This is a genomic window from Streptomyces sp. NPDC001852 (assembly GCF_042891825.1).
Classification (GTDB): domain Bacteria; phylum Actinomycetota; class Actinomycetes; order Streptomycetales; family Streptomycetaceae; genus Streptomyces.
Genome location: NZ_JBIATN010000009.1, coordinates 225,170 through 244,241 on the forward strand (window position 1 = coordinate 225,170; position 19,072 = coordinate 244,241).

The window sequence follows — 19,072 nt, forward strand, 5'->3', positions numbered from 1 at the left end:
ACTGGGGTATCTGTACAACACTACGGCCGCGGCACCCCGGGAAGGGCGCCGCGGCCTGGGGAGCCGGGCTCGTCAGCTCTCGGCCTTCTCACGCTTGAGCGCTTCCAGCGCCCGGTGCGTGATCTCGTCCACGGGGCCCAGGGAGGAGATCGTCACGACCAGGCCCTGCGCCTTGTAGTAGTCGATGATCGGCTCGGTCTGCGTGTGGTAGACCTCGAGCCGCTTGCGGACGGTGTCCTCGGAGTCGTCGTCGCGCTGGTACAGCTCGCCGCCGCAGACGTCGCAGACGCCGTCCTTCTTCGGCCGGCTGTACGTCACGTGGAAGACGTGCGAGGAGTCGTTGCGGCAGATGCGCCGGCCGGCGATCCGCTTGACGACCTCGTCCTCCGGGACCTCCAGGTCCAGGACGGCGTCCAGCTTGATGCTCTCGGTCTCCAGAAGCTGGTCCAGCGCCTCGGCCTGCGACACGTTGCGCGGGAAGCCGTCGAGCAGGAAGCCCTTCTCGGCGTCCGGCTGCTCCATGCGGTCCTTGGCCATGGCGATGGTCACCTCGTCCGGGACGAGGTTGCCGGCGTCCATGTAGGACTTCGCGAGCTTGCCCAGCTCGGTCTGCTGGCTGATGTTGGCCCGGAACAGGTCGCCCGTGGAGATGTGCGGGATCGACAGCTTCTCGGCGAGGCGGACGGCTTGCGTTCCCTTACCGGCACCCGGCGGCCCGACGAGGACGATACGCATCAGCGGAGGAACCCTTCGTAATTGCGCTGCTGGAGCTGGCTCTCGATCTGCTTCACCGTCTCGAGACCGACACCCACGATGATCAGGATGCTGGTCCCACCGAAGGGGAAGTTCTGGCTTGCCCCAAAGCCCACCAACGCCATTGTCGGCACGAGAGCGATCAGACCCAGATACAGCGAACCCGGCCAGGTGATCCGGTTGAGCACGTAGCTGAGGTACTCAGCGGTCGGTCGGCCAGCCCGGATGCCCGGGATGAAGCCACCATACTTCTTCATGTTGTCGGCGACTTCCTCGGGGTTGAAGGAGATCGCCACATAGAAGAACGCGAAGAACACGATGAGCAAAAAGTACGCCGTGATGTAAATCGGGTGATCGCCCTTGGTCAGATTCTGCTCGACCCAGGTCTTCCAGCCCGACTTGCCCCCCGCGAACTGCGCCACGAGCGCCGGGATGTAGAGCAGCGAGGAGGCGAAGATGACCGGAATCACACCGGCCTGGTTCACCTTGAGCGGGATGTACGTGGACGTACCGCCGTAGGAACGGCGGCCGATCATGCGCTTCGCGTACTGCACCGGGATGCGGCGCTGGGCCTGCTCGACGAAGACCACGAGCGCGACCATGACCAGGCCGACCAGGATGACGGTGCCGAACTCGATCCAGCCGCCGGCCAGGGTGCCCTGCTTCTTGATGGCCCACAGCGCCGACGGGAACGTCGCGGCGATCGAGATGAACATCAGGATCGACATGCCGTTGCCGATGCCGCGGTCGGTGATCAGCTCACCGAGCCACATCACGACGGCCGTACCGGCAGTCATGCAGACGACCATCGTGATGGTCGTGAAGATCGCCTGGTCCGGGACGATGCTCGTGGCGACCGAGCAGCCGTTGAACAGCCGGCCGGTGCGGGCGGTGGCGACCAGGCCGGTGCCCTGCAGGATCGCCAGGGCCACCGTCAGGTAGCGGGTGTACTGCGTGATCTTCGCCGTACCGGCCTGCCCCTCCTTCTTGAGGGCTTCCAGGCGCGGGATGACCACGGTCAGCAGCTGAAGGATGATGCTGGCCGTGATGTAGGGCATGATGCCGAGCGCGAAGACCGTGATCTGCAGCAGCGCACCACCGCTGAACATGTTCACGAGGCCGAACAGGCCCTGGTTGCCCTGTGCCTCGGTCACACACTGCTGGACGGCCTTGTAGTTGACGCCGGGGATCGGAATGTGGGTACCGACCCGGTAGACCACGATGATGGCCAGCGTGAAGAGCAGCTTCTTGCGCAGGTCGGGCGTCCTGAACGCCCGGGCGAACGCGGTGAGCACGGTGCCTCCTGCGACCCCCGCGCAACTGCGTCAAGGGTGACGGTCTTGAGGTTCGACGGATACAGACGAATTACTAACGGTCAACTGCCGCTCAGGGTGCCCCATGGGAAGCATCCATTGAAAGTAGGCAGTGCTGGCCACCTTACCGGCGAGAGCACCCCCCTTGGAACGACCAACCGGGGATACCCCTTTTGTGGAGTATCCCCGGTCGGGATCGTTCACGTCATCGAGGGACCTGAGGAACTCAGACCAGCTCGGTGACCGTACCGCCGGCGGCGGTGATCTTCTCCTTGGCGGAGCCGGAGACGGCGTCGACCGTCACCTGCAGCGCCACGGAGACCTCGCCCTGGCCGAGGACCTTGACGAGGCTGTTCTTGCGAACGGCACCCTTGGCCACCAGGCCCTCGACGGTGACCTCGCCACCCTCGGGGTAGAGCGCGGCCAGCTTGTCGAGGTTCACGACCTGGTACTCGGTCTTGAACGGGTTCTTGAAGCCCTTCAGCTTCGGGAGGCGCATGTGCAGCGGCATCTGGCCACCCTCGAAGCGCTCCGGAACCTGGTAGCGGGCCTTGGTGCCCTTGGTACCACGACCGGCCGTCTTACCCTTAGACGCCTCACCACGACCGACACGGGTCTTGGCGGTCTTGGCGCCGGGGGCGGGACGGAGGTTGTGGATCTTCAGCGGGTTCTGCTCCGCCATGATCAGTCGACCTCCTCGACCGTCACGAGGTGGCGGACGGTGTGCACCATGCCGCGGAACTCGGGGCGGTCCTCCTTGACGACCACGGTGTTGATCCCCTTGAGACCAAGCGACCGCAGGGTGTCACGGTGGTTCTGCTTGCTGCCGATGTAGGACTTGACCTGCGTGATCTTGAGCTGCGCCATGATTACGCACCCGCCCCGGCACGCGCACGAAGGAGAGCCGCGGGAGCGACGTCCTCGAGCGGCAGACCACGGCGGGCCGCGATCTCCTCGGGACGCTGCAGACCCTTCAGGGCCTCCACGGTCGCGTGCACGATGTTGATCGCGTTGTCGGAGCCGAGCGACTTCGACAGCACGTCGTGGATACCGGCGCACTCGAGCACGGCACGCACCGGACCACCGGCGATAACACCGGTACCGGGGGACGCGGGCTTGAGCAGCACGACGCCGGCAGCCTTCTCACCCTGGATCGGGTGCGGGATGGTGCCCTGGATCCGGGGGACCTTGAAGAAGTGCTTCTTGGCCTCCTCAACGCCCTTGGCGATGGCGGCCGGCACCTCCTTGGCCTTGCCGTAACCGACACCCACGGTGCCGTCACCGTCGCCCACCACGACCAGCGCGGTGAAGCTGAAGCGACGACCACCCTTCACAACCTTGGCGACGCGGTTGATCGCGACGACGCGCTCAACGTACGCGGTCTTCTCGGCGGCAGCAGCGCCGCCGTCACGGCCCTTCCGGTCCCGCCGCTCGCCGCCACCGGCACCGCCACCGCGGCGCTGGGGTCCAGCCATTGGAATTACCTCTCTCTGTTTCCGCTAGCTACGGAACCGTGGCTCAGAACTTGAGCCCGGCCTCGCGGGCGGCGTCCGCCAGAGCCGCGATGCGGCCGGCGTACTGGTTACCACCACGGTCGAACACGACGGCCTCGACACCGGCGGCCTTGGCACGCTCGGCGACCAGGGCGCCGACCTGCTTGGCCTGCGCGGACTTGTCGGCCTCGCCACCGCGGATCGACGCGTCCAGGGTGGACGCCGACGCCAGGGTGTGGCCCTTCAGGTCGTCGATCACCTGCGCCACGATGTGACGGTTGGAGCGGGTCACGACCAGACGGGGGCGCTCCGCCGTACCGGAGATCCGCTTGCGGATCCGGATGTGACGGCGCTTGATCGCGGCGCGCTTGTAGGCGTCGCCCTTGAGGATCTTCTGCCCGTATGCCATGGCTTACTTACCCGCCTTTCCGACCTTGCGGCGGATGACTTCGCCCTCGTACTTGACGCCCTTGGCCTTGTACGGGTCGGGCTTGCGCAGCTTGCGGATGTTGGCCGCAACCTCGCCGACCTTCTGCTTGTCGATGCCCTCGACCTGGAAGCGGGTCGGGGTCTCCACCTTGAAGGTGATGCCCTCGGGGGCCTCGACCAGGATCGGGTGGCTGTAACCGAGAGCGAACTCCAGGTTCGAACCCTTGGCGGTCACTCGGTAACCGACACCGCTGATCTCGAGCTTCTTCACGTAACCCTGGGTCACGCCGGTGATCATGTTCGCCACCAGCGTGCGGGAGAGGCCGTGCAGGGCCTTGCTCTGACGCTCGTCGTTCGGGCGGGTCACCTGCAGGGTGCCGTCCTCGCCCTTAGCGATGTCGATCGGAGCCGCGACGGTGTGGGTCAGCGTGCCCTTGGGGCCCTTGACCGAGACCGTACGGCCGTCGATGGTGACGTCCACGCCGGCGGGAACCGCGATGGGGAGCTTGCCGATGCGCGACATAGCTGTTTCCTCCGTTCCCTTCTGCTACCAGACGTAGGCGAGGACTTCCCCACCCACGCCCTTCTTGCCGGCCTGCTTGTCGGTGAGGAGCCCGTGCGACGTGGAGATGATCGCCACGCCGAGGCCGCCGAGCACCTTCGGCAGGTTGGTGGACTTCGCGTACACCCGGAGACCGGGCTTGGAGATCCGCTTGATGCCCGCGATGGAGCGCTCACGGTTGGGGCCGAACTTCAGCTCCAGGACGAGGTTCTTGCCGACCTCGGCGTCCTCGACCTTCCAGCCCGTGATGAAGCCCTCCTGCTGGAGGATCTCCGCGATGTGAGACTTGATCTTGGAGTGCGGCATCGACACCGAGTCGTGGTACGCCGAGTTCGCGTTCCGCAGACGCGTCAGCATGTCTGCGATCGGATCAGTCATGGTCATGAATTGGCCTTCGGCCTCTCTCGCCGGGGTTTCCTGGTGCGCCATCCCTCTCCCCGATCCGAGACGGGACGGGTGCGGCGCGGTGGACCTACGGCGTAGTAAGTCGTACGGGCGGCGACAGACGCCCAACCCCACAAGCCTAAGGCATGCGGGCTGGGCGTCCGACCGCCCTATCTACTTACCGAGAGCCTTGGTGATTCCGAATTACCGGGATTACCAGGAGCTCTTGGTCACGCCCGGCAGCTCGCCACGGTGAGCCATCTCACGAAGGCACACGCGGCAGAGGCCGAACTTGCGGTACACGGAGTGCGGGCGGCCGCAGCGCTGGCAACGGGTGTAGCCACGCACACCGAACTTGGGCTTGCGAGCAGCCTTCGCGATGAGAGCCTTCTTCGCCATCTCGCTCACGCCTCCTTGAACGGGAAGCCGAGGTGACGGAGAAGGGCACGGCCCTCTTCGTCGTTGGTCGCCGTGGTCACCACGGTGATGTCCATACCCCGGACACGGTCGATCTTGTCCTGGTCGATCTCGTGGAACATGACCTGCTCCGTGAGACCGAAGGTGTAGTTGCCACGGCCGTCGAACTGCTTGGGGGACAGACCACGGAAGTCGCGGATGCGCGGCAGCGCGAGCGACAGGGTGCGGTCCAGGAACTCCCACATGCGGTCGCCACGGAGCGTGACGTGGGCACCGATCGGCTGGCCCTCACGCAGCTTGAACTGCGCGATGGACTTGCGGGCCTTGGTGACGGCCGGCTTCTGACCGGTGATCGTGGTGAGGTCGCGGATGGCGCCCTCGATCAGCTTGGAGTCGCGGGCGGCGTCGCCCACACCCATGTTGACCACGATCTTGACGAGGCCGGGAACCTGCATGACGTTCTCGTACTTGAACTCGTCACGCAGCTTGCCCGCGATCTCCTCGCGGTACTTCGTCTTCAGACGCGGAGTGGTGGTGGTAGCCATCAGATGTCCTCACCCGTCCGCTTGGCAACGCGGATCTTGTTGCCCTCTTCGTCGAAGCGGTAACCGACACGCGTGACGACCTTCTGGCCGTCCTTCTCCACGACCAGCTGAACGTTGGACACGTGGATCGGGGCCTCGGTGGTCACGATGCCGCCGGCCTGGGAACCGCTAGCGGTCGGACCGGCCTTGGTGTGCTTCTTGACCCGGTTGACACCCTCGACCAGGACGCGCTCCTCGCGCGGGTAAGCGGCAATGACCTTGCCCTGCTTGCCCTTGTCCTTACCGGTGATGACCTGGACCAGGTCGCCCTTCTTGATCTTCATGCTTACAGCACCTCCGGCGCGAGCGAGATGATCTTCATGAACTTCTTCTCGCGCAGCTCACGGCCGACCGGGCCGAAGATGCGGGTGCCGCGAGGGTCGCCGTCGTTCTTCAGAATGACGGCGGCGTTCTCGTCGAAGCGGATGTACGAGCCGTCCGGACGGCGGCGCTCCTTGACGGTGCGAACGATGACCGCCTTGACGACGTCACCCTTCTTCACGTTGCCACCGGGGATCGCGTCCTTGACGGTGGCGACGATGACGTCACCGATGCCCGCGTAGCGGCGACCGGAGCCACCGAGCACACGGATGCAAAGGATTTCCTTCGCACCAGTGTTGTCGGCGACGCGCAGTCGCGACTCCTGCTGGATCACGTCTATCTCCTGAATGTCTGCCGGTTCCCCGGGGGCCGCTCAACCGAGCGGCCCCCGGAGCCTGGCGGAACTGTCCTGCGAGGGGCGCCCCGCAGGAGAATTACTTGGCCTTCTCGAGGATCTCGACGACGCGCCAGCGCTTCGTCGCGGACAGCGGCCGGGTCTCCATCAGGAGGACGCGGTCGCCGACACCCGCGGCGTTCTGCTCGTCGTGCGCCTTGAGCTTGTTGGTACGGCGGATGACCTTGCCGTACAGCGCGTGCTTGACGCGGTCCTCGACGGCGACGACGACGGTCTTGTCCATCTTGTCGCTGACGACGAGGCCCTCACGGGTCTTGCGGAAACCGCGCGCCTCAGTGTTCTGCTCAGTCACGTTCTTCTCGCTCATCAGGCGTTCTCCACCGTCTCGATGCCGAGCTCACGCTCACGCATGAGGGTGTAGATCCGGGCGATGTCCTTGCGGACCGCCTTGAGACGGCCGTGGTTCTCGAGCTGACCCGTCGCCGCCTGGAAGCGGAGGTTGAACAGCTCTTCCTTGGCCTCGCGGAGCTTCGCCAGAAGCTCCTCGTTGCCCAGCTCGCGCAGCTCGGACGCCTTGGTACCGGCCGACATCACGCTTCACCTGCCTCGCGCTTGACGATCCGGCACTTCATCGGCAGCTTGTGGGCCGCACGGGTCAGCGCCTCACGGGCGATCTTCTCGTTGGGGTACGACAGCTCGAACATCACACGTCCGGGCTTGACGTTCGCGATCCACCACTCCGGAGAACCCTTACCGGAACCCATGCGGGTCTCGGCAGGCTTCTTGGTGAGGGGACGGTCCGGGTAGATGTTGATCCAGACCTTGCCGCCACGCTTGATGTGACGGGTCATCGCGATACGGGCCGCCTCGATCTGGCGGTTCGTGACGTAGGCCGGGGTCAGCGCCTGGATGCCGTACTCGCCGAACGCAACCTGCGTGCCACCCTTGGACATACCGTTGCGCTTCGGGTGGTGCTGCTTGCGGTGCTTGACCCTACGGGGGATCAGCATGTCGGTCAGGCCTCCGTTCCGGTGCTCTCAGCCGGAGCGGCGGGGGCCTCGGCCTTGGGGGCCTCGGCGCCGGCAGCCTGCTGCGGCTTGCGACCGCGCCGCTCGCCACCGCGGCCACCACGGGCCGGGCGGTCGGCGCCACCGCGGGCCGGGCGGTTACCCGCACGGGCGGCAGCGTTCTCGGCGCGGACCTCGGCGATGTTCTTGACGTCGCCCTTGTAGATCCAGACCTTCACGCCGATGCGGCCGAAGGTCGTCTTGGCCTCGAAGAAGCCGTAGTCCACGTTCGCGCGGAGCGTGTGCAGGGGCACGCGGCCCTCGCGGTAGAACTCCGAGCGGGACATCTCGGCGCCGCCGAGGCGGCCACCGCACTGGATCTTGATGCCCTTGGCGCCGGCCTTCATGGCGGACTGCATGCTCTTGCGCATGGCCCGACGGAAGGAGACGCGGGAGGAGAGCTGCTCGGCGACGGCCTGGGCAACCAGCTGAGCGTCGGTCTCGGGGTTCTTGACCTCGAGGATGTTCAGCTGGACCTGCTTGCCCGTGAGCTTCTCGAGGTCGCCGCGGATGCGGTCGGCCTCGGCGCCACGGCGGCCGATGACGATGCCCGGACGAGCGGTGTGGATGTCCACCCGCACGCGGTCACGGGTGCGCTCGATCTCGACCTTGGAGATGCCGGCGCGCTCCATGCCGGACGTCATCATCCGACGGATGGCGACGTCTTCCTTGACGTAGTCCTTGTACAGCTTGTCGGCGTACCAACGCGACTTGAAGTCGGTCGTGACACCGAGCCGGAACCCGTGCGGGTTTACCTTCTGGCCCATTACCGGGTTCCTTCCTTGCTGCTGACGACCACGGTGATGTGGCTGGTCCGCTTGCGGATCCGGTAGGCACGGCCCTGGGCACGCGGACGGAACCGCTTCAGGGTCGGGCCCTCGTCGACGAAGGCCTCGGAAACGAAGAGGCTGTCGACATCGGTGTGGTCGTAGTTGTGCGCGGCGTTGGCAATGGCGCTGTCGAGCACCTTGCCGACCGGAACCGAGGCTGCCTGCGGAGCGAATCGCAGAACAGCCTGGGCCTCCGTGGCGTCCATGCCACGGATGAGGTCCACCACACGGCGGGCCTTCATGGGCGTGACGCGGATGTACCGCGCCTGGGCCCTGGCTTCCATGGTTGTCCCTTCAGAGTTACTTACGTGTCTGAATGCGATCCGCTACTAGCGGCGCTTCGACTTCCGGTCTTCCTTGACGTGGCCCCGGAAGGTGCGGGTCGGCGAGAACTCGCCGAGCTTGTGGCCGACCATCGACTCGGTGACGAACACCGGGATGTGGGTCTTGCCGTTGTGCACCGCGATCGTGTGGCCGAGCATGGCCGGGACGATCATCGAGCGACGGGACCAGGTCTTGATGACGTTCTTGGTGCCGGCTTCGTTCTGCGTGTCCACCTTCTTCATCAGGTGGTCGTCGACGAAGGGCCCCTTCTTCAAGCTACGAGGCATCTCAACCCGTCCTTAGCGCTTCTTGTTCGTCTTGCGGCGGCGGACGATGTACTTGTTCGACGCCTTCTTGGGCGAACGAGTACGGCCTTCCTTCTTGCCCCACGGGGACACAGGGTGGCGACCACCGGAGGTCCGGCCCTCACCACCACCGTGCGGGTGGTCAACCGGGTTCATCACGACACCACGGACGGTCGGGCGGACGCCCAGCCACCGCTTACGGCCGGCCTTACCCCAGTTGATGTTGCTCTGCTCGGCGTTGCCGACCTCGCCGACGGTGGCGCGGCAGCGGACGTCGACCAGGCGGATCTCGCCGGACGGCATGCGCAGGTGGGCGTAGGCGCCCTCCTTCGCGAGCAGCTGCACGGAGGCACCGGCGGAGCGGGCGAACTTGGCACCGCCACCGGGACGGAGCTCGATCGCGTGGATCGTGGTACCGACCGGGATGTTGCGGAGGGCCAGGTTGTTGCCCGGCTTGATGTCGGCCCCGGGACCGTTCTCCACGGTGTCGCCCTGCTGCAGGTTGCGCGGGGCGAGGATGTAGCGCTTCTCGCCGTCGGCGTAGTGCAGCAGCGCGATGCGCGCGGTGCGGTTGGGGTCGTACTCGATGTGCGCGACCTTCGCCGGCACGCCGTCCTTGTCGTGACGACGGAAGTCGATCACTCGGTAGGCGCGCTTGTGTCCGCCACCCTGGTGGCGAACGGTCACACGACCGGCGTTGTTACGGCCGCCCTTGCTGTGCAGGGGGCGGACCAGCGACTTCTCCGGCGTGGACCGCGTGACCTCGACGAAGTCGGCGACGCTGGCGCCACGACGGCCCGGCGTAGTCGGCTTGTACTTGCGGATTCCCATTTCTCAGTCCTCGTCCGATATCGGACGATCCGGACCGCCCTTAGGCGGTCGGACCGCCGAAGATGTCGATACGGTCGCCCTCGGCGAGGGTCACGATCGCGCGCTTGGTCGCGGCACGCTGGCCGAAACCGGTGCGGGTCCGCTTGCGCTTGCCCTGGCGGTTGATCGTGTTGACCCCGGTGACCTTGACGTCGAAGACCGCCTGGACGGCCTGCTTGATCTGGGTCTTGTTGGCGCCCGGGGCGACGACGAACGTGTACTTGTTCTCGTCGAGGAGCGCGTAGCTCTTCTCGGAGACAACCGGCTTGAGCAGCACGTCACGGGGGTCCGTGAAGGACTTGCTCAGCGGGGTCTCGACGGTGTTCTTGCCCTCGGCGGCGTGACGGCGCGCCTTGGCGACGCGCGCGGCCTTGGCGGCCTTGGCGGCCTTCGAGGCGATAGCGGGGTGACGGATGGCCATCAGACCTCGCTCCCTTCGGTGTCGTTGGCCTTCGGGCCGGCGACGAAGGACTCGAAAGCGGCCTGGGTGAAGACCACGTCGTCCGAGACGAGAACGTCGTACGTGTTCAGCTGGCCCGGCTCCAGGATGTGGACCTGGGGCAGGTTGCGGGCGGACAGCCACGCGGCCTCGTCGGAGCGCTCGACGACCAGGAGCAGGTTCTTGCGCTCCGAGATCTTGCCGAACAGGCTCTTGGCGGCCTTGGTGGAGATCGCACCCTCGACCACGCCGGAGACGACGTGGATGCGGTTGTGACGCGCCCGGTCGGTGAGGGCACCGCGCAGGGCGGCGGCCTTCATCTTCTTCGGGGTGCGCTGCGAGTAGTCACGCGGCTGCGGGCCGTGGACGACGCCACCGCCGGCGAACTGCGGCGCGCGGGTCGAACCCTGACGGGCGCGACCGGTGCCCTTCTGGCGGTACGGCTTCTTGCCACCACCACGGACTTCACCGCGGGTCTTGGTCTTGTGCGTGCCCTGGCGGGCAGCGGCCAGCTGCGCGACGACGACCTGGTGGATCAGCGGAACGCTGACCTTGGCGTCGAAGATCTCCGCGGGGAGCTCGACGGAACCGGCCTTCTCGCCCGCCGGCGAAAGGATGTCAACAGTGCTCATCGGTTACCTCAGGCCCCCTTGGCCGCGGTGCGGACCAGGACGAGGCCGCCGTTCGGACCGGGAACCGCGCCCTTGATGAGCAGCAGACCCTTCTCCGCGTCAACGGCGTGGACGGTCAGGTTCTGGGTGGTGACCCGCTCGTTGCCCATGCGACCCGCCATGCGGAGGCCCTTGAACACGCGGCCCGGGGTGGCGCAGCCACCGATGGAACCGGGCGAGCGGTGCTTGCGCTGGGTGCCGTGTCCGGCGCCGAGGCCACGGAAGTTGTGGCGCTTCATGACACCGGCGAAGCCCTTGCCCTTGCTCTTGCCGGTCACGTCGACCTTCACACCGGCCTCGAACACCTCGGCGGTGATCTCCTGGCCGAGGGTGTACTCGGAGGCGTCGGCCGTCCGGATCTCGACGAGGTGGCGACGGGGGGTGACGTCGGCCTTGGCGAAGTGGCCCTTGAGGGGCTTGTTCACCTTGCGCGGGTCGATCTCGCCGAAGGCGATCTGGACCGACTCGTAGCCGTCGACGTCGTTCGTACGGACCTGGGTGACGACGTTGGGGCCGGCCTTGACGACGGTGACCGGAACAACGCGGTTGTTCTCGTCCCACACCTGCGTCATGCCGAGCTTCTCGCCCAGGATGCCCTTGATCTGCTTAGCCATTCTCAGCCCACCAGCCTCAGAGCTTGATCTCGATGTCGACACCGGCCGGCAGGTCGAGTCGCATCAGAGAGTCAACGGTCTTGGGGGTCGGGTCGAGAATGTCGATCAGGCGCTTGTGCGTGCGCATCTCGAAGTGCTCGCGCGAGTCCTTGTACTTGTGCGGCGACTTGATGACGCAGTACACGTTCTTCTCAGTGGGCAGCGGCACCGGGCCCGCGACCGACGCACCAGTGCGGGTCACCGTCTCGACGATCTTCTTCGCCGAGGAGTCGATGACCTCGTGGTCGTAGGCCTTGAGCCGGATGCGGATCTTCTGTCCCGCCATGGCTACTCAGTAGTCCTGTCTCTCTTACGCTCTGGAACCCGGTGGATTCCTTGCTGCTGCCGTCGTTTCTCCGACCCACGCGGTCGGGCGTGTCGCGCTCCCGCTGACACAGATGTCCCTTGTTCGAACATCCCTGCGGGATTACGACGGCCCTTCCGGAACCGCGGACCGGGGACCTCGGGCCCACCGGGCGCCTGGCCGGTGCCGCGCCCACGCTTCCCGGAAGATTCCCGTACGTCCGCCCCAGTGCTGCCCGTGGGCAGTTAGGGCGACGAGTACTGTGGGACTCGCTTCCGGTCCTCCCGGCGGGAGGCGCGCAGCATCAACACTCGACCGAGCAACTCCGACAGTCTGCCATAGGGGGCGGGGCGGATGCCAATCGGGGCGGAGAGAATACCCGTGGGGTGACGTGGGTCAAACCGAGGGCGCCCCAAGCGGGGTGTGAAGCCGCCGGGAGCGTTCTGTGCCCGCCTTGTATCCCGGAACCGAGAGATCCCTTCCCGGTGCACGCCCTGTGTCAAGATCGCCACGGCAAGGATTTCCGGGGGACGCCCGACAGCGAGTGGGGAGCACTGGCATGACCTCCACGCGAGCGACGGAGGCGCGACGCGCCTCCGGGATCGCCCACGGCGCATACGGTCGGCATCGGGCCGAGAACGCCGAGAGGCACCAGCCGACCCGGCTGGAGCTGCGCTGCCCGGGGTCGGCAGGGCGCGACCCGCGGCCCGCGCGGTGACTTCCCACGCGGCCCGGACGGTGACCCGGGAAGAAGCCGTGGTGACGGCAGAACGCCACCTGCGGACGAAGGCGTACCCGGAGCGTGCGCACTCCGTCGTCGTGCTCCCTGACACCGCGGTCAAGTTCCCGTACGGCTGGACCGTGCGCTTCGACTTCCGGGAGCACCTGGAGACGGGCGACCGGGCCCTGGCCCCGTTCAGCTCGGTCATCGTCGTACCGCACGACGGAGCGGATCCCCACTTCCCGCCCACGGCCCTGCCGACCGCTCAGTACCTGGCGCTGCAGGCCGCCGGGGCCTGGCCGGACTCCTGGCAGGCGTGGCGGGACGCCGGGTGGGGCGTCGACCCGGAGCGGCAGGCCACGGCCTGGCTGCAGGCCACTTACGGCGGCCTGGTGGAGCCGTCCGCGCCGACCCCGGTCCACGAGACGGCCACCGCCTGGCTGATGGCCTGCCGGGCGCTGCCCCAGCCCGGCTTCCCCGGCACCCCGATGCTGGCTGCCTCCGTCGTGGTCCCCAAGGACGGCGGTACGCCCTTCCACCCCTCCCCCAGCGACCCGCTCGCCGACCTGTCGCCGGGCCCGCTCACGCAGGCCGCCCACCACGGGCACCCCCAGCGGCTCAACGCGCGCGGCTGCCTGGTCGCCGTGCACTGCGGGATCGACGGCAACCCCTCCGTGGCCCTGCCCTGGTACCCGTCCCACGAGGCCCCTGGCTGGTGGGCTCGGCTCGGCCGTCGTTACTTCCCGGAGTTCGAGCGGGTCCGCGTGACCGACTGGGACGACGTGACCAAGGCGATCACGGAGCCGGGCCCGGACACCCGCGGGGTGATCTGGGTACGACGCGAGATCGGCGGCCACGAGGTCTCCGGGAATCTGCTGTACGCACACAACAACCAGGGTCAGGTCGTCTTCCTGGACGGCCTCACCGCCTCGCTCGCCCGCCTGGACCCGCCGGCCCTGCTGCGCGAGCTGGTCCTGCTGCGGGGCCTGCCTGACCGATACCCGTGATCTCGCGGGCGCAACGGCGGGAGAGTGCAGCTGCCTGCGGACGGATCGAAGTGGGCCATTCCCGGGAGAGGGTATTGGATCTTGGGGTGGGTCCAGGAGCTGCCTAGCGTCCCTACATGACTGTTCCTGCCCCGACCGAGAAGACGGACCCCTGCCGGTCGCCCGACCCGAGGGACGGGGCCGCGTCCTCTCCCCCGCCGCACCCGCGCCTGGTCGGTCTGCTGGCGGCGTCCTGCGGTCTGATCGCCGCCTGCCTCTACTACTGCCAGCCCTTGCTGCCCCAAATCGCTGCGTCGTACGGCGCCTCGCCCTCCTCCGCGGGAACGCTGGTGACCGCCACGCAGGCCGGATACACCCTGGGCCTCCTCCTGATCGTGCCGCTCGGCGACATCGTGGCGCGCCGACGCCTGATCGGGTTCCTGCTCGGCGCGGCCTGCGCCGGAATGCTGCTGTCGGGGGCGGCCCCCGCGCTGTGGGTACTGCTGGCGGGCGGCCTGGCCGTGGGCGCGGGGGCGGTCGTCGTGCAGATCCTCATCCCGTACGCCGCCTCCGTCGTGCCCGCCGAGCAGCGCGGCCGGGCGATGGGCACCCTGCTCACCGGCGTCCTGCTGGGCATCCTGGTCTCCCGTACGGCGGCCGGGCTGCTCGGCGGGGCGTGCGGCTGGCGTGCCGTGTTCCTGGCGGCGGCAGGGACGCTGGCGGCCGTGGCCCTGCTCCTCGTACGGCTCCTGCCACCATCCCCGCCGGACGTGTCGCTCGGGTACGGCGCCCAGCTCGCCGCCACGCTGCGGCTGGCGGCCACGGAACCGGTACTGCGCCGCCGCTCACTGATCGGGGCCTGCTGTTTCGCCGCGTTCAGCGTCTTCTGGGCGACCTCGGCGTTCCTGCTGGCCGGCCCGCACTACGGCTGGGACTCGTCCGCGATCGGGCTGTTCTCACTGGTCGGCGCGGCGGGCGCGATCGCGGCCAAGGCAACGGGACGGCTCGCCGACCGGGGCGGGCAACAGGCGGCCACCGGTGTGCTGCTGGCCCTGGGCGTGGCCTCGTTCGCGGCTCTGTGGCCGGGCGGCCGCAGCCTGGCCTGGCTGGTGGCCGGGGTGCTGGTCATGGACGCCGTGGTCCACGGCGTCCATCTGCTGAACATGAACGTCGTCTACGGCCTTCCGGACCACCCCCGCGCCCGGATCGCGTCCGTCTACATGACGTCGTACTACCTCGGCGGCGCGGCCGGCTCGGCGATCGGTGTCACCGCGTACCGGTTCGGCGGGTGGGGAGCCGTACCGGCGCCGGGTGCCGCGCTGCTGGCGGTGGCGCTGCTGGTGTGGGCCCTCGGCTTTCGGCGGCGTACGTGACGAAGGCGTGCGTCAGGTGCGGGTGACCGTGCCGCAGCCCTTGTGGCGGTCGTCCGCCAGGGACTTGCTGCGGTCGTAGGGGTCTGCGGCGGGGCCCGTGGCAGGGGCGCCGGTGGGGGCGGCGTCCGGGAAGATCGGGTGGTAGTAGCCGTCGTAGACGCCGCACTCGCTGTTGTAGAACTCGCTGCCGTACGACCGGATCCCGAGCTTGCCCTCGGTCGCGATCCACTTGTGCGGGTCGAGCAGGACCATGGTCAGGTCGCGGCGGATGATCGTCCGTGCCACGACGTCGCCCTCACCCTTCCCTCCGGCCCGCACCAGCGGGTAGACGAAGGTGTAGTCCGCGTGCACCCGCACCTCGCCCGCGGCACCGGCGGCGAACGTCATGTGGCCGCGCACCTTGACCACGTCACCGGCGAGGGCCACCTGCGTCGGGTCGAAGCGGGTCACCAGTTGCAGGGGGTCGTGGTCGCGGTCCGGGGTGCGCAGTGAGCGCCGCAGGTCGGACAGGGTGTGGGGCTGCCGCGGGTCGAGCAGGGCCAGCGCCGCGTCGGGCCGCCCGCCGCGCAGCACGGCCGGGTCCAGGTCGGTGTCGACCAGGAACTCCTTGGTGCGGCGCAGGGCGAGGGCCACGTCCTCCTGGCTCATCCCGCCCGCGGCCTTCGCGGCCGGCACCTCGATGGCGGCCGCCCCGTCGGCCCACCGCTGGGCGGGCGAGCCACGGAACGGGTCCTTGCGGGTGGGCAGTCCGCCCTGGTCCCCGCCGCCCGGGGCGCTGGACGGCAGCGCCGTCTCGGCGGGCAGCGGCGCGGAGGAGGTGTGGTGACCACCGGGAAGCCGGTCCAGCAGCAGCGACGGCCGTACGGCCACGACGGTGAGCGCCGCGGCCAGCACCACGCCGATCACCGAGCCCACGGTACGGCGCCGGCTGCTCCGCCCGTTCATCTCCCGCCAGGCCGGACCGGTGCGCCAGCCCGGTGGCGTCGCCTGCTGTGGCGCCTGCGCCCGCTTCCGCCGCCACCACCGTCGCCGGCCGCCGCCCTCGATCACCTGGAACCGCGTCGCCTCGTCCTGCTCCCGCAGCCGACGGGTCACCATCCGCGCCCGCGCGGACGGCTCCTTCGGCGCGTCCCTGCCACCGTCCTCCACGGCCTCGCGGAGGAACGCCTCCCACTGCTCGTCGGGTATGGAGGACTCATCGGGGTGTTCGGAGGGCGGGACGGTGCTCACGGGTTCGCTTTCGGTCGGGTCAGAGCGTGCGGACGAACGTCGACCAGGTCTCCGGCGCGAGGACGAGGCGGGGACCGTCGGTGTTCTTGGAGTCGCGGATGTGGATGGTGGTGGGGGCTTCGGCTACCTCGACGCAGTCGTTGCCGTTGCTGCTGTCGCTGTAGCTGCTCTTGAACCAGTGGAGTTCTGGGGTGCTCATAGTTCTCCCAGTGCTTGCTCGATGAAGACCAGAGACTCCTCTGGCGTGAGCGCCTGAGCCCGGATGATGCCATAGCGCAGATCAAGGACCCTGAGCTGCCTCGGATTCGAGACCGGACGGCCCGAGAAGTCGCCGTCGGTACGGCCCATCCCTGTACCGTCCGCAAACTTCAGCACTTGGATGCGTCCCCCCGTTCCAGGGTGGTTCGCCCGTGCGGTCGGCATCACCTGAAGCTCCACGAACGGCAACCGGGCCACCTCCAGCATGTGTCCGAGCTGTCGGCGCAACACCATTGTGTCCCCGACCGGGCGCCGCAGCGTCACCTCTTCCTGGACGAAGCTGAACTCCGGTGCGGGTGACCGCTCGAAGACGGACTTCCTGGCCATGCGAGCGCCCACCATGCGCTCCAGCTGGTCCGGTGAGTAGGCCGGACGCCAGGTCCGCAACAGCGCTCGCGCGTACTCCTCCGTCTGCAACAAGCCATGAATGTTGTGGTTGCTGTACAGCAGCAACTCCACGGCCCGCTCCTCCATCTCCGCCAGCTCCCGCACCTTCTTCGGGTACCGGGCCTTCTTCATGTCCTCCATGAAGGCCCTCAGATGCCCCTGTGCCCTCAGCAAGGTGTCCGCCCTGTCCAGGAACTCCGGCCGGGGGATACGGGCGCCCCGCTCGATCTTGCGGATCATGTCCTCGCCGTACCCCATGGCCTCGGCCAGCTCGGTCACCGTCATCCCGGCCGCCTCGCGGCAGACCCTGAGCAGCCGCCCCACCGCCTGGACCACCGGCTCGATCTCGTCGCCCGGATCGACGTCCCAACCGGCCTCGTCCACTCCCTCGCCCATGGCTCCTCCTCCGCCGCGCGCTCGTACCCGTACAACGCCCGAGACAGCCGAGACAGCCGAGACAAAGCGGGGACAGTCACCGTACGTACAGGCGCAGTCACTCCCTTCACGGAAGCAGGTTCCGCCACGCTCGGTGATGTGAATCAAGAAATGGCTGCCCCTGAAAAGCAACTCGGCGGCAACATCCCCAACTTCAGTGTTCGCCTGTCCCCCACACCACGGGGCGCCCGTCTCGCCCGGCTCCTCACCGAACAGCAACTCCGCACGTGGGGGCTGCCGTTGGAGAGGGCGACGCACATCGTGGCCGAGCTCGCCGCGAACGCCGCCACCCACGGGCGCGTGCCCGGCCGTGACTTCCAGTTGCTGCTCTACGTCGTCGGCGACAGGCTCCGCATCGAGGTGACCGATACGCGCGGTGACCACCTCCCCCTGCTCCAGCTCCCGGACGCGGACGGCGAATCGGGGCGCGGACTCCTCCTCGTGGAAGCCCTCGCCGACCGCTGGGGCGTCGCCCAGGGGCGGCATCCACGCAAGACCGTCTGGGCCGAGGTGACCCTCACGGCACCGGAACTCGCCCCAGAGCAAACTCGCCCACGAGGGTGAACCTCGCCAACTCGGCTGGATTCCATGCAGGTTGACCCGCTCGTTCCCCGCAGCCTGCCTGAGCGCCGCTCTCCCATACCGATGAAAGGCCCTGAACCACTCCATGGTCAGCTCGTCCCACGAGGCGATGCACCGCATCTTCCACGATCACCCGGGGCTCTTCTCCCGGGTCTCCGAAGTGCTGGGCGTCGGCTTCTCCCCACCGACCTCTGTCACCGTCCTGCCCAACGACCTCACCGAGACCAGCCCGGTCGAACGCCGTGTGGACACGCTCCTTCGCCTGGAGACGGAGGACGAGGAGCCCTTACTCCTCGCCGTCGAGGCCCAGGGAAAGAAGGACCCCGACAAGCCGGCGAGCTGGGCGTACTACGCCTCGTTCCTGCTAAGGACCTCGCTCTCGCCACGCTGTCCGCGATCACTCACGCCATGAATCCGGACGTCGGGGCCATACTCACATCAATGACGACCGTTCTGCGGGACACACCGCCGAGCGTCGCCAACCCGATCATCGAACTCGTCGCACAAGGTCTGGGGAAGCACCCGGCCGCACAACTGTGGAGGAAGCTGGTGGCCGTGGACCTGTCTTTCTACAAGTCGGACCTCGCCCAAGAGGTCCGAGCCGAGGTTTTGGAGGAGCTCCGAGTCGAGCTTTCGGAGGAGATCCGAGCCGAGGTTGCGGACAAGCTCCGAGCCGAGGCCGAGATGCGGCGCGCCGCCGAGGACGTCCTGGACGTCCTGGACGTGCGGGGCATCGGCGTCCCGGAAGAGGTCCGTGAGCGCATCACCGGCTGCGCTGACCCCGAGATCCTGCGCCGCTGGCACCGGCGCGCCGTCACCGCCGCCACGGTGGAAGAGATCTTCGCCGAAGAGACCGACGAGCCCTCCTGATGAAGCCCGCCTTCGCCGCCACGCGCAGTCGGTGGTGTCGATCAAGGCCGCGGCGGGGGGGGGGGGGGCGGCCCCCCCCCCCCCCCCCCCCCCCCCCCCCGGGGGGGGGGGGGGGGGGGGGGGGGGGGGGGGGGGGGGGGGGGTGGGGGGGGGTGA

At 68.0% G+C, this 19,072-nt stretch carries 30 protein-coding genes and 1 pseudogene; 5 read left to right on the plus strand and 26 right to left on the minus strand.

The annotated features are described in order from the left end of the window. Positions 1-72: 72 nt before the first annotated feature. From ACFYZB_RS18050 to rpsJ, 23 genes are all read right to left on the minus strand, one after another. Positions 73-735, minus strand: a complete 663-nt coding sequence (locus tag ACFYZB_RS18050; RefSeq protein ID WP_351214459.1) for an adenylate kinase — start codon at positions 733-735, stop codon at positions 73-75. Next, on the minus strand, positions 735-2,048 hold the full coding sequence (secY, locus tag ACFYZB_RS18055; RefSeq protein WP_351214457.1) for a preprotein translocase subunit SecY: 1,314 nt from the start codon (positions 2,046-2,048) through the stop codon (positions 735-737). The genes ACFYZB_RS18050 and secY overlap by 1 nt, the downstream gene beginning before the upstream one ends. A gap of 244 nt (positions 2,049-2,292) precedes the next feature. Next, the gene (gene rplO / locus ACFYZB_RS18060; RefSeq protein WP_030745257.1) at positions 2,293-2,748 is read right to left on the minus strand and encodes a 50S ribosomal protein L15; all 456 of its coding nucleotides are present in this window, start codon (positions 2,746-2,748) and stop codon (positions 2,293-2,295) included. Between the two features lie 2 nt (positions 2,749-2,750). Continuing rightward, complete coding sequence (rpmD, locus tag ACFYZB_RS18065) at positions 2,751-2,933, minus strand: 50S ribosomal protein L30 (protein WP_003998814.1); 183 nt, start codon at positions 2,931-2,933, stop codon at positions 2,751-2,753. Positions 2,934-2,935: 2 nt separating this feature from the next. Then, positions 2,936-3,541, minus strand: coding sequence for a 30S ribosomal protein S5 (gene rpsE / locus ACFYZB_RS18070; RefSeq protein WP_009190144.1), 606 nt, complete (start codon positions 3,539-3,541; stop codon positions 2,936-2,938). A gap of 43 nt (positions 3,542-3,584) precedes the next feature. Beyond that, positions 3,585-3,968, minus strand: a complete 384-nt coding sequence (gene rplR, locus ACFYZB_RS18075) for a 50S ribosomal protein L18 (RefSeq protein ID WP_014674380.1) — start codon at positions 3,966-3,968, stop codon at positions 3,585-3,587. A gap of 3 nt (positions 3,969-3,971) precedes the next feature. Next, positions 3,972-4,511, minus strand: a complete 540-nt coding sequence (gene rplF / locus ACFYZB_RS18080; RefSeq protein WP_351214453.1) for a 50S ribosomal protein L6 — start codon at positions 4,509-4,511, stop codon at positions 3,972-3,974. Between the two features lie 24 nt (positions 4,512-4,535). Next, positions 4,536-4,934, minus strand: a complete 399-nt coding sequence (gene rpsH / locus ACFYZB_RS18085; RefSeq protein WP_014674378.1) for a 30S ribosomal protein S8 — start codon at positions 4,932-4,934, stop codon at positions 4,536-4,538. A gap of 213 nt (positions 4,935-5,147) precedes the next feature. Further along, entirely contained in the window at positions 5,148-5,333 is a 186-nt protein-coding gene (locus ACFYZB_RS18090; RefSeq protein ID WP_003948630.1) for a type Z 30S ribosomal protein S14, read from the minus strand. Between the two features lie 5 nt (positions 5,334-5,338). Next, entirely contained in the window at positions 5,339-5,896 is a 558-nt protein-coding gene (rplE, locus tag ACFYZB_RS18095) for a 50S ribosomal protein L5 (RefSeq protein WP_014674377.1), read from the minus strand. Next, positions 5,896-6,219: a 50S ribosomal protein L24 gene (gene rplX / locus ACFYZB_RS18100; RefSeq protein WP_014674376.1), complete on the minus strand. Its 324-nt coding sequence runs from the start codon at positions 6,217-6,219 to the stop codon at positions 5,896-5,898. The genes rplE and rplX overlap by 1 nt, the downstream gene beginning before the upstream one ends. 2 nt (positions 6,220-6,221) lie before the next feature. Then, the gene (gene rplN / locus ACFYZB_RS18105; protein ID WP_003998823.1) at positions 6,222-6,590 is read right to left on the minus strand and encodes a 50S ribosomal protein L14; all 369 of its coding nucleotides are present in this window, start codon (positions 6,588-6,590) and stop codon (positions 6,222-6,224) included. 100 nt (positions 6,591-6,690) lie between these two features. Beyond that, positions 6,691-6,978, minus strand: a complete 288-nt coding sequence (gene rpsQ / locus ACFYZB_RS18110) for a 30S ribosomal protein S17 (protein ID WP_055706472.1) — start codon at positions 6,976-6,978, stop codon at positions 6,691-6,693. After that, positions 6,978-7,202, minus strand: coding sequence for a 50S ribosomal protein L29 (gene rpmC / locus ACFYZB_RS18115; RefSeq protein WP_007494763.1), 225 nt, complete (start codon positions 7,200-7,202; stop codon positions 6,978-6,980). Before rpmC ends, rpsQ begins: the two co-directional genes overlap by 1 nt. Next, positions 7,202-7,621: a 50S ribosomal protein L16 gene (gene rplP / locus ACFYZB_RS18120; RefSeq protein ID WP_009190136.1), complete on the minus strand. Its 420-nt coding sequence runs from the start codon at positions 7,619-7,621 to the stop codon at positions 7,202-7,204. The genes rpmC and rplP overlap by 1 nt, the downstream gene beginning before the upstream one ends. 5 nt (positions 7,622-7,626) lie before the next feature. Next, entirely contained in the window at positions 7,627-8,445 is an 819-nt protein-coding gene (gene rpsC, locus ACFYZB_RS18125) for a 30S ribosomal protein S3 (protein WP_055706471.1), read from the minus strand. After that, positions 8,445-8,792, minus strand: coding sequence for a 50S ribosomal protein L22 (gene rplV / locus ACFYZB_RS18130; protein ID WP_351143382.1), 348 nt, complete (start codon positions 8,790-8,792; stop codon positions 8,445-8,447). The genes rpsC and rplV overlap by 1 nt, the downstream gene beginning before the upstream one ends. 45 nt (positions 8,793-8,837) lie before the next feature. After that, positions 8,838-9,119, minus strand: coding sequence for a 30S ribosomal protein S19 (gene rpsS / locus ACFYZB_RS18135; protein WP_030641188.1), 282 nt, complete (start codon positions 9,117-9,119; stop codon positions 8,838-8,840). A gap of 12 nt (positions 9,120-9,131) precedes the next feature. Further along, positions 9,132-9,968, minus strand: a complete 837-nt coding sequence (gene rplB, locus ACFYZB_RS18140) for a 50S ribosomal protein L2 (RefSeq protein ID WP_030601203.1) — start codon at positions 9,966-9,968, stop codon at positions 9,132-9,134. Positions 9,969-10,008: 40 nt separating this feature from the next. Further along, entirely contained in the window at positions 10,009-10,428 is a 420-nt protein-coding gene (gene rplW / locus ACFYZB_RS18145) for a 50S ribosomal protein L23 (RefSeq protein WP_055706469.1), read from the minus strand. Then, complete coding sequence (gene rplD, locus ACFYZB_RS18150; RefSeq protein WP_351214445.1) at positions 10,428-11,078, minus strand: 50S ribosomal protein L4; 651 nt, start codon at positions 11,076-11,078, stop codon at positions 10,428-10,430. The genes rplW and rplD overlap by 1 nt, the downstream gene beginning before the upstream one ends. 8 nt (positions 11,079-11,086) lie before the next feature. Beyond that, a complete protein-coding gene (gene rplC, locus ACFYZB_RS18155; protein ID WP_014674369.1) occupies positions 11,087-11,731 on the minus strand; it encodes a 50S ribosomal protein L3 in 645 nt (214 codons plus the stop codon). A gap of 16 nt (positions 11,732-11,747) precedes the next feature. Then, positions 11,748-12,056: a 30S ribosomal protein S10 gene (rpsJ, locus tag ACFYZB_RS18160; protein WP_003948644.1), complete on the minus strand. Its 309-nt coding sequence runs from the start codon at positions 12,054-12,056 to the stop codon at positions 11,748-11,750. A gap of 577 nt (positions 12,057-12,633) precedes the next feature. On the opposite strand from rpsJ, the gene ACFYZB_RS18165 reads away from it, so the two are divergent. The 3 genes from ACFYZB_RS18165 (at position 12,634) to ACFYZB_RS18175 (ending at position 15,154) form a co-directional block, all read left to right on the plus strand. Continuing rightward, entirely contained in the window at positions 12,634-12,792 is a 159-nt protein-coding gene (locus ACFYZB_RS18165) for a hypothetical protein (RefSeq protein ID WP_388759368.1), read from the plus strand. Positions 12,793-12,833: 41 nt separating this feature from the next. After that, positions 12,834-13,802 (plus strand): toxin glutamine deamidase domain-containing protein, encoded by a 969-nt coding sequence (locus tag ACFYZB_RS18170; protein WP_388759370.1) that lies wholly within the window; start codon positions 12,834-12,836, stop codon positions 13,800-13,802. Between the two features lie 116 nt (positions 13,803-13,918). After that, the gene (locus ACFYZB_RS18175) at positions 13,919-15,154 is read left to right on the plus strand and encodes an MFS transporter (protein ID WP_388759372.1); all 1,236 of its coding nucleotides are present in this window, start codon (positions 13,919-13,921) and stop codon (positions 15,152-15,154) included. 12 nt (positions 15,155-15,166) lie between these two features. On the opposite strand, the gene ACFYZB_RS18180 is transcribed toward ACFYZB_RS18175, so the two are convergent. The 3 genes from ACFYZB_RS18180 to ACFYZB_RS18190 are packed head-to-tail and all read right to left on the minus strand — an operon-like array spanning position 15,167 to position 17,425. Next, complete coding sequence (locus ACFYZB_RS18180) at positions 15,167-16,384, minus strand: hypothetical protein (RefSeq protein ID WP_388759374.1); 1,218 nt, start codon at positions 16,382-16,384, stop codon at positions 15,167-15,169. A gap of 19 nt (positions 16,385-16,403) precedes the next feature. Next, the gene (locus tag ACFYZB_RS18185) at positions 16,404-16,583 is read right to left on the minus strand and encodes a DUF397 domain-containing protein (RefSeq protein ID WP_388759377.1); all 180 of its coding nucleotides are present in this window, start codon (positions 16,581-16,583) and stop codon (positions 16,404-16,406) included. Next, on the minus strand, positions 16,580-17,425 hold the full coding sequence (locus ACFYZB_RS18190) for a helix-turn-helix domain-containing protein (RefSeq protein ID WP_388759380.1): 846 nt from the start codon (positions 17,423-17,425) through the stop codon (positions 16,580-16,582). Before ACFYZB_RS18190 ends, ACFYZB_RS18185 begins: the two co-directional genes overlap by 4 nt. Before the next feature lie 138 nt (positions 17,426-17,563). Between ACFYZB_RS18190 and ACFYZB_RS18195 the strand changes: the two genes are divergently transcribed. Then, on the plus strand, positions 17,564-18,028 hold the full coding sequence (locus ACFYZB_RS18195; protein WP_388759382.1) for an ATP-binding protein: 465 nt from the start codon (positions 17,564-17,566) through the stop codon (positions 18,026-18,028). A 103-nt stretch (positions 18,029-18,131) separates the two neighbouring features. Further along, a pseudogene (locus ACFYZB_RS18200) lies at positions 18,132-18,916 on the plus strand (hypothetical protein). The last annotated feature ends 156 nt before the right edge of the window (positions 18,917-19,072 follow it).

Bases quoted from the DNA above. Each gene is read 5' to 3' on its own strand.
- ACFYZB_RS18050 (WP_351214459.1), bottom strand. From the start codon at position 735: ATGCGTATCGTCCTCGTCGGGCCGCCGGGTGCCGGTAAGGGAACGCAA.
- rplO (WP_030745257.1), bottom strand. From the start codon at position 2,748: ATGGCGGAGCAGAACCCGCTGAAGATCCACAACCTCCGTCCCGCCCCC.
- rpmD (WP_003998814.1), bottom strand. From the start codon at position 2,933: ATGGCGCAGCTCAAGATCACGCAGGTCAAGTCCTACATCGGCAGCAAG.
- rpsE (WP_009190144.1), bottom strand. From the start codon at position 3,541: ATGGCTGGACCCCAGCGCCGCGGTGGCGGTGCCGGTGGCGGCGAGCGG.
- rplR (WP_014674380.1), bottom strand. From the start codon at position 3,968: ATGGCATACGGGCAGAAGATCCTCAAGGGCGACGCCTACAAGCGCGCC.
- rplF (WP_351214453.1), bottom strand. From the start codon at position 4,511: ATGTCGCGCATCGGCAAGCTCCCCATCGCGGTTCCCGCCGGCGTGGAC.
- rpsH (WP_014674378.1), bottom strand. From the start codon at position 4,934: ATGACCATGACTGATCCGATCGCAGACATGCTGACGCGTCTGCGGAAC.
- ACFYZB_RS18090 (WP_003948630.1), bottom strand. From the start codon at position 5,333: ATGGCGAAGAAGGCTCTCATCGCGAAGGCTGCTCGCAAGCCCAAGTTC.
- rplE (WP_014674377.1), bottom strand. From the start codon at position 5,896: ATGGCTACCACCACCACTCCGCGTCTGAAGACGAAGTACCGCGAGGAG.
- rplX (WP_014674376.1), bottom strand. From the start codon at position 6,219: ATGAAGATCAAGAAGGGCGACCTGGTCCAGGTCATCACCGGTAAGGAC.
- rpsQ (WP_055706472.1), bottom strand. From the start codon at position 6,978: ATGAGCGAGAAGAACGTGACTGAGCAGAACACTGAGGCGCGCGGTTTC.
- rpmC (WP_007494763.1), bottom strand. From the start codon at position 7,202: ATGTCGGCCGGTACCAAGGCGTCCGAGCTGCGCGAGCTGGGCAACGAG.
- rplP (WP_009190136.1), bottom strand. From the start codon at position 7,621: ATGCTGATCCCCCGTAGGGTCAAGCACCGCAAGCAGCACCACCCGAAG.
- rpsC (WP_055706471.1), bottom strand. From the start codon at position 8,445: ATGGGCCAGAAGGTAAACCCGCACGGGTTCCGGCTCGGTGTCACGACC.
- rplV (WP_351143382.1), bottom strand. From the start codon at position 8,792: ATGGAAGCCAGGGCCCAGGCGCGGTACATCCGCGTCACGCCCATGAAG.
- rpsS (WP_030641188.1), bottom strand. From the start codon at position 9,119: ATGCCTCGTAGCTTGAAGAAGGGGCCCTTCGTCGACGACCACCTGATG.
- rplB (WP_030601203.1), bottom strand. From the start codon at position 9,968: ATGGGAATCCGCAAGTACAAGCCGACTACGCCGGGCCGTCGTGGCGCC.
- rplW (WP_055706469.1), bottom strand. From the start codon at position 10,428: ATGGCCATCCGTCACCCCGCTATCGCCTCGAAGGCCGCCAAGGCCGCC.
- rplD (WP_351214445.1), bottom strand. From the start codon at position 11,078: ATGAGCACTGTTGACATCCTTTCGCCGGCGGGCGAGAAGGCCGGTTCC.
- rplC (WP_014674369.1), bottom strand. From the start codon at position 11,731: ATGGCTAAGCAGATCAAGGGCATCCTGGGCGAGAAGCTCGGCATGACG.
- rpsJ (WP_003948644.1), bottom strand. From the start codon at position 12,056: ATGGCGGGACAGAAGATCCGCATCCGGCTCAAGGCCTACGACCACGAG.
- ACFYZB_RS18165 (WP_388759368.1), top strand. From the start codon at position 12,634: ATGACCTCCACGCGAGCGACGGAGGCGCGACGCGCCTCCGGGATCGCC.
- ACFYZB_RS18175 (WP_388759372.1), top strand. From the start codon at position 13,919: ATGACTGTTCCTGCCCCGACCGAGAAGACGGACCCCTGCCGGTCGCCC.
- ACFYZB_RS18185 (WP_388759377.1), bottom strand. From the start codon at position 16,583: ATGAGCACCCCAGAACTCCACTGGTTCAAGAGCAGCTACAGCGACAGC.
- ACFYZB_RS18190 (WP_388759380.1), bottom strand. From the start codon at position 17,425: ATGGGCGAGGGAGTGGACGAGGCCGGTTGGGACGTCGATCCGGGCGAC.